Annotated in this window: 9 protein-coding genes; 4 read left to right on the top strand and 5 right to left on the bottom strand. The window is 27.6% G+C overall.

Translation table 11 applies throughout. The annotated features are described in order from the left end of the window. Positions 1 to 3 precede the first annotated feature (3 nt). From Q0V08_RS10700 to Q0V08_RS10720, 5 genes are all read right to left on the bottom strand, one after another. Positions 4 to 246: a hypothetical protein gene (locus Q0V08_RS10700; RefSeq protein ID WP_023051887.1), complete on the bottom strand. Its 243-nt coding sequence runs from the start codon at positions 244 to 246 to the stop codon at positions 4 to 6. A 74-nt stretch (positions 247 to 320) separates the two neighbouring features. After that, on the bottom strand, positions 321 to 656 hold the full coding sequence (locus Q0V08_RS10705; RefSeq protein ID WP_257162787.1) for an STAS-like domain-containing protein: 336 nt from the start codon (positions 654 to 656) through the stop codon (positions 321 to 323). 19 nt (positions 657 to 675) lie between these two features. Then, on the bottom strand, positions 676 to 1,170 hold the full coding sequence (locus Q0V08_RS10710; protein WP_257162786.1) for a toxin-antitoxin system YwqK family antitoxin: 495 nt from the start codon (positions 1,168 to 1,170) through the stop codon (positions 676 to 678). 14 nt (positions 1,171 to 1,184) lie between these two features. Then, positions 1,185 to 1,595 carry a SoxR reducing system RseC family protein gene (locus Q0V08_RS10715; RefSeq protein ID WP_257162785.1) on the bottom strand — a complete coding sequence of 137 codons (411 nt, stop codon included), beginning with the start codon at positions 1,593 to 1,595 and terminating at the stop codon, positions 1,185 to 1,187. A gap of 121 nt (positions 1,596 to 1,716) precedes the next feature. Beyond that, positions 1,717 to 1,929: a hypothetical protein gene (locus Q0V08_RS10720; protein ID WP_023051883.1), complete on the bottom strand. Its 213-nt coding sequence runs from the start codon at positions 1,927 to 1,929 to the stop codon at positions 1,717 to 1,719. A 166-nt stretch (positions 1,930 to 2,095) separates the two neighbouring features. On the opposite strand from Q0V08_RS10720, the gene Q0V08_RS10725 reads away from it, so the two are divergent. The 4 genes from Q0V08_RS10725 to Q0V08_RS10740 form a co-directional block, all read left to right on the top strand. Then, positions 2,096 to 2,890 carry a TIGR00282 family metallophosphoesterase gene (locus Q0V08_RS10725; RefSeq protein WP_023051882.1) on the top strand — a complete coding sequence of 265 codons (795 nt, stop codon included), beginning with the start codon at positions 2,096 to 2,098 and terminating at the stop codon, positions 2,888 to 2,890. Positions 2,891 to 2,900: 10 nt separating this feature from the next. Next, a complete protein-coding gene (gene prmA, locus Q0V08_RS10730; RefSeq protein WP_257162784.1) occupies positions 2,901 to 3,830 on the top strand; it encodes a 50S ribosomal protein L11 methyltransferase in 930 nt (309 codons plus the stop codon). Positions 3,831 to 3,839: 9 nt separating this feature from the next. Then, positions 3,840 to 4,502 carry a (d)CMP kinase gene (gene cmk / locus Q0V08_RS10735; protein ID WP_297434638.1) on the top strand — a complete coding sequence of 221 codons (663 nt, stop codon included), beginning with the start codon at positions 3,840 to 3,842 and terminating at the stop codon, positions 4,500 to 4,502. Positions 4,503 to 4,505: 3 nt separating this feature from the next. Continuing rightward, on the top strand, positions 4,506 to 4,792 hold a 287-nt coding region (locus Q0V08_RS10740; protein WP_297434640.1), incomplete at its 3' end, for a glycosyltransferase N-terminal domain-containing protein.

Here is a 4,792-nt window from a genome sequence, read left to right on the forward strand (position 1 = left end):
GTTTTATACTAATCCTTTTTTTATCATAGCAAGAGCATATTGGTGTGCATCTACTGTTGCACTAGCGTAAGCAAATTTTGTTTCTCCTTCAAAAAATCCGTTTAACAAAACTTGTTGTTGCTCATCTATATTCATTGTTAACCTTTCTAATGTTAACGTTCCCTCTTTATACTCTTCTAATAATGCATTGTAAACTGCATCAAAAGTACTATCATAAATTTCATTTTGTATTTCTTCAAAAAACATATTTTTTACACCCCTTTTTGGTATAGTTTCTTTTACTTCTCAATATTAACATTTTTTATTAATTTTGTCAACAATTATCCAATATAAGCTATTTCAAAGTTTTGATGCACGCCTAAAAACTTTGATTTCAATTCCTTATAGTTTTCTTTTAAATATATCATTTGTTTAAATAAACCTTGAGAACCATTTTTTATTGTTAATTTATTTTTTAAATCTTTCCCATACTCATTCCATAAATTAGTAAAAAGAACAAATAAAAATACTAATGTTGTTGCTTGAATTCCTGCAAAGTCCAACACAACTTCTTCTTCTTTTTTCAAAATCTCTTTTAATTTATCACAAAACCCTTTAGCTTTATCTGGATTTACTAGCATCGAACTATTGAAGTATCTTTTTAATTTTATTTTCATAAAGTTATTTTCTCCTAATTTAATTTGTTTGATCAAAATGATCTATATTTAAAGTGTAATCTCTTTTACCTATTAACTTCCCACTTTTACTATAATAACTCCAAATACCAATTGCTTGGCCATTATAGAATTTACCAATTATATGTGGACTTCCATTTTCATGAAATAATTTAAATAATCCATGATCTTTTCCTCTTAAATAGTATGTTTGAAATGTCTTATGTCCATCTTCACTATACAAAACATATTTTCCATTCAACTCTCCATTTTTCCAATTTTCTATAGATTTTATATTTCCATTAGTATAAAAAGACAACCACTTCCCTTCTGGAACTCCATTTTTGTAAAATTCTCTATCTTTTTGGAATGTTACCATTCCAGTAAGAGGACTTCCAGTATTTTTGACGAAAATTTTTCCATTTTTGTTTAAAATTTTAGAATAATCTACTTGTGAATAGTTTCCAAAAGCTAACTGAGACATTAAATAAAAAACTACTGATATTTTTTTAAACATATATCTTCCCCCTGCTATCTCTTTTCTATCTCTATTATCTTTACAGATTTTTCCATCTTATTTTTCACAACAAATTTATCATAAAAAAATATTCCTATAAAAGCTATAATTAATCCACCAAAACTTGCTCCTATACATTCTCCTTCTGATAATCCTATATTAGAAGCTATAAAGTAAGTTAAAAACATAAATATCAGTGGTATTATATAAACTATTATTGCAGCTTTGAAAACTTGATTGTCTTCCATTTCAAAAGTTATAATATCACCTATTTTAATATTATCTACATTAGATACAAATGTGAAATCATTTGCTATTTTAGCACTATCACTACATTTACTGCAATGTGAACAAGCGCTCTCCTTATACATTGAAACTGTAATTTTACTTCCCACTATTTTTTTTACTAACCCACTACTTTTCATTATTTGCTCCTCATTCAAATAGTTATAATAAATTATAACATATTTTTTTCTAGAAATTAAAGTAATTTTAAACAAAAAAAAGTATAGGAAATTCCTATACTTAGTCAATTTTAACTTTATATTATAATTTATCGTGTAATGTACCACCAACAGCACACTTACAACCCATTCCTACTTCTACACATTTGCTTGGATCAATATAAACTACATCCCAACCGTCATCTTCATCGTCACCATATCCAACTTCACCTATGAACATTAGCTCAAGACCTTTTGCTTTTAATTCCTCTTCACTTTGTCCTATTTTTTTTAAAAATTCTTCTTTAGTTAACATATGCGTCACTCCTAGTTTGTTATATTATCTGTCTCAATAATACACTATTTTTGTGTAGATGTCAACTTTCAATTTGTTTTTTTTAAAACTATTTTTTAAGTTTTAATTTTTAGTAAAAAATGTTATAATATTTTTTGGTAATACAAATATAGAAATGAGGTAAATAATGAAAGTTTTAGTTGTAGGTGACGTTGTTGGAAATCCAGGTAGAAAAACTCTAAAGGCATACCTTGATAAGTATAAAAGTAATTACGATTTTATTATCGTTAATGGTGAAAATGCTGCCGCTGGATTCGGAATAACTGCAAAACTTTGTGATGAGATTTTAGATTGGGGAGTAAATGTTATAACAAGTGGAAATCACATTTGGGATAAAAAAGAAATTTATGACTATTTAGATAGATCTAACAGAGTTCTACGTCCACATAATTATCCTAATGGTGTTCCTGGAACTGGATATACAATTTTAAAAGATAAAAAAGGAAATAAAATAGCTGTGGTTTCTCTTCAAGGAAGAGTTTTCATGCCACCAATTGATTGTCCATTTACAGTGGCAAATCCATTAATAGAAGAGATTAGAAAAGAATGTAAACATATTATTATAGATTTTCATGCTGAAGCAACATCAGAAAAATTAGCTTTAGCAAACTATTTAGATGGGAAAGTTTCTGTTGTTTACGGAACTCATACACATGTACAAACTGCTGATAATAAAATTCTTCTTGAAGGTACTGGTTATATAAGTGATGTTGGAATGACAGGATCAGACAATGGAATAATTGGAATGAATAAAGAATCTATTATTCCTAAATTCTTAACTGCTTTGCCTCAAAAATTTGAGATAGCAGAAGGAAAAGAAAGAATAAATGGTTTAGATATCGAATTAGATGATGAAACTGGTGAGTGTATAAAAATAGAAAGAATCAACCTTTCTCTTATTGAGTTAGGAATATTTAATTAGGAAGGTTTTTATGAAAGTTGTTGAAATAAAAGTTATATTTGATAGTGATAGTATTGAGGATACTCAAAAAGAGATTTGTGATATATTTTATGGATTTGGAGCTACTGGTTTAAAAATTGATGAACCTTTAAAAACGAAAAATCCTTTAGATTTTTATAAAGATGAAAAGCAATTTTTAATGGTAGACTATGCTGTTTCAGCATATTTTCCAATGAATCCATATTCTCAAAGAAGAAACGATTTAATAAAAGCTGCTTTTGAAGAAAAATTTAATGATAGAGATGATGTTGTTTTTACAATTGATTTTTATGAATATGATGAAGAGGACTATCAAAATAGTTGGAAAAAATATCTATATCCTGAAAAAGTTAGTGAAAAGTTTGTTGTTAAACCGACTTGGAGAGAATACGAACCTGAAGAGAATGAATTAGTTATTGAATTAGATCCTGGAAGAGCTTTCGGTACTGGATCACATCCAACAACATCTCTTTGTTTAAAAATTATGGAAGAAAATATCCAACCTGGAAACTCTGTTATTGACGTAGGAACTGGATCAGGAATATTGATGATTGCAGCTGAAAAATTAGGAGCTACAGATATTTATGGTACTGATATAGATGAACTAGCTGTCGAAGCTACTAAAGAAAATCTTGAGTTAAATAAAATTTCTTCTGACACTGCTGAAGTTTACTTAGGAGATTTAATCTCAGTTGTAAAAGATAAGCAATTTGATGTTGTAGTAGCAAATATTCTCGCAGATGTTATTCTTTTACTTTTAAAAGATATTTTTAAAGTTGTTAAAAAAGATGGATTAATTATTTTTTCAGGTATTATAGAAGATAAACTTCCTGAAATAGTTAAACAGGTTGAAGAAAAAGGACTTGAAATACTAGAAATAAAAAGAGATAAAGAGTGGAGAGCTCTTCTTATTAAAGCCTAGGAGGATTAAATGAAAAACTATATTATTGCTTTAGATGGTCCAGCAGGAAGTGGAAAAAGTACTATTGCTAAGGTTATAGCTAAAAATTTTGGTCTAACATACCTTGATACAGGAGCTATGTATAGAATGGTAGCTCTTTATATTCTTGAAAATAATATTGATTTCACTAATATAACTGATGTTGAAAATATTTTAAATAATATTAAAGTTGATATTATCGATGATAAGTTTATATTAAATGGTAAGGATGTTTCTTTAGAAATAAGAACACCTGAAGTTACAAAAATTGTTTCTCCAGTATCTGCTATCAAAGCCGTTAGAGTTAAATTAGTGGATTTACAAAGAGATATTAGTAAAGGTAAAAAGGTTATTTTAGATGGAAGAGATATTGGAACTGTTGTTTTTCCAAATGCTAATTTAAAAATATTTTTAGTTGCTTCACCTGAAGAAAGAGCTAAAAGAAGAGTTAAAGATTATGCTTCAAAAGGAATCACAGAGGATTTTGAAACTGTTTTAAAGGATATTTTAGAAAGAGATCATACTGATTCTACAAGAAAAGAGAGTCCTTTAAAAAAAGCTGAAGATGCTATTGAAGTAGATACTAGTTTCCTTAATATCGAGGAAAGTGTTCAAGCAATATCTAACTTAATTAAAGAGAAAATCGGAGGGTAAACTATGTTTTACAATCTATTGAGAGGATTTTTATATCCTTTCCTCTTTATTTTTTTGCTTTTTAAACCTAAAAAGTTGAAATTTGTTTTTCAAAGACTTTTTCAAGATTTATCAATTTTAGAAAAAAATGAAAAATATATATGGATTCACTGCTCATCTGTAGGAGAAATCAATCTTACAGATGCATTAGTAAAAAAACTAAAAAATGATTTCAATGAAAATATTTTACTTACAGTGTTTACTGATACTGGTTATGAAATAGCTATGAATAAATATTCAAAAGATGATAG

The organism is uncultured Cetobacterium sp. (assembly GCF_947038635.1).
In the GTDB taxonomy this organism is placed as follows: Bacteria; Fusobacteriota; Fusobacteriia; order Fusobacteriales; family Fusobacteriaceae; genus Cetobacterium_A.

Bases quoted from the DNA above. Each gene is read 5' to 3' on its own strand.
- Q0V08_RS10720 (WP_023051883.1), bottom strand. From the start codon at position 1,929: ATGTTAACTAAAGAAGAATTTTTAAAAAAAATAGGACAAAGTGAAGAG.
- Q0V08_RS10710 (WP_257162786.1), bottom strand. From the start codon at position 1,170: ATGTTTAAAAAAATATCAGTAGTTTTTTATTTAATGTCTCAGTTAGCT.
- cmk (WP_297434638.1), top strand. From the start codon at position 3,840: ATGAAAAACTATATTATTGCTTTAGATGGTCCAGCAGGAAGTGGAAAA.
- prmA (WP_257162784.1), top strand. From the start codon at position 2,901: ATGAAAGTTGTTGAAATAAAAGTTATATTTGATAGTGATAGTATTGAG.
- Q0V08_RS10725 (WP_023051882.1), top strand. From the start codon at position 2,096: ATGAAAGTTTTAGTTGTAGGTGACGTTGTTGGAAATCCAGGTAGAAAA.
- Q0V08_RS10715 (WP_257162785.1), bottom strand. From the start codon at position 1,595: ATGAAAAGTAGTGGGTTAGTAAAAAAAATAGTGGGAAGTAAAATTACA.
- Q0V08_RS10705 (WP_257162787.1), bottom strand. From the start codon at position 656: ATGAAAATAAAATTAAAAAGATACTTCAATAGTTCGATGCTAGTAAAT.
- Q0V08_RS10700 (WP_023051887.1), bottom strand. From the start codon at position 246: ATGTTTTTTGAAGAAATACAAAATGAAATTTATGATAGTACTTTTGAT.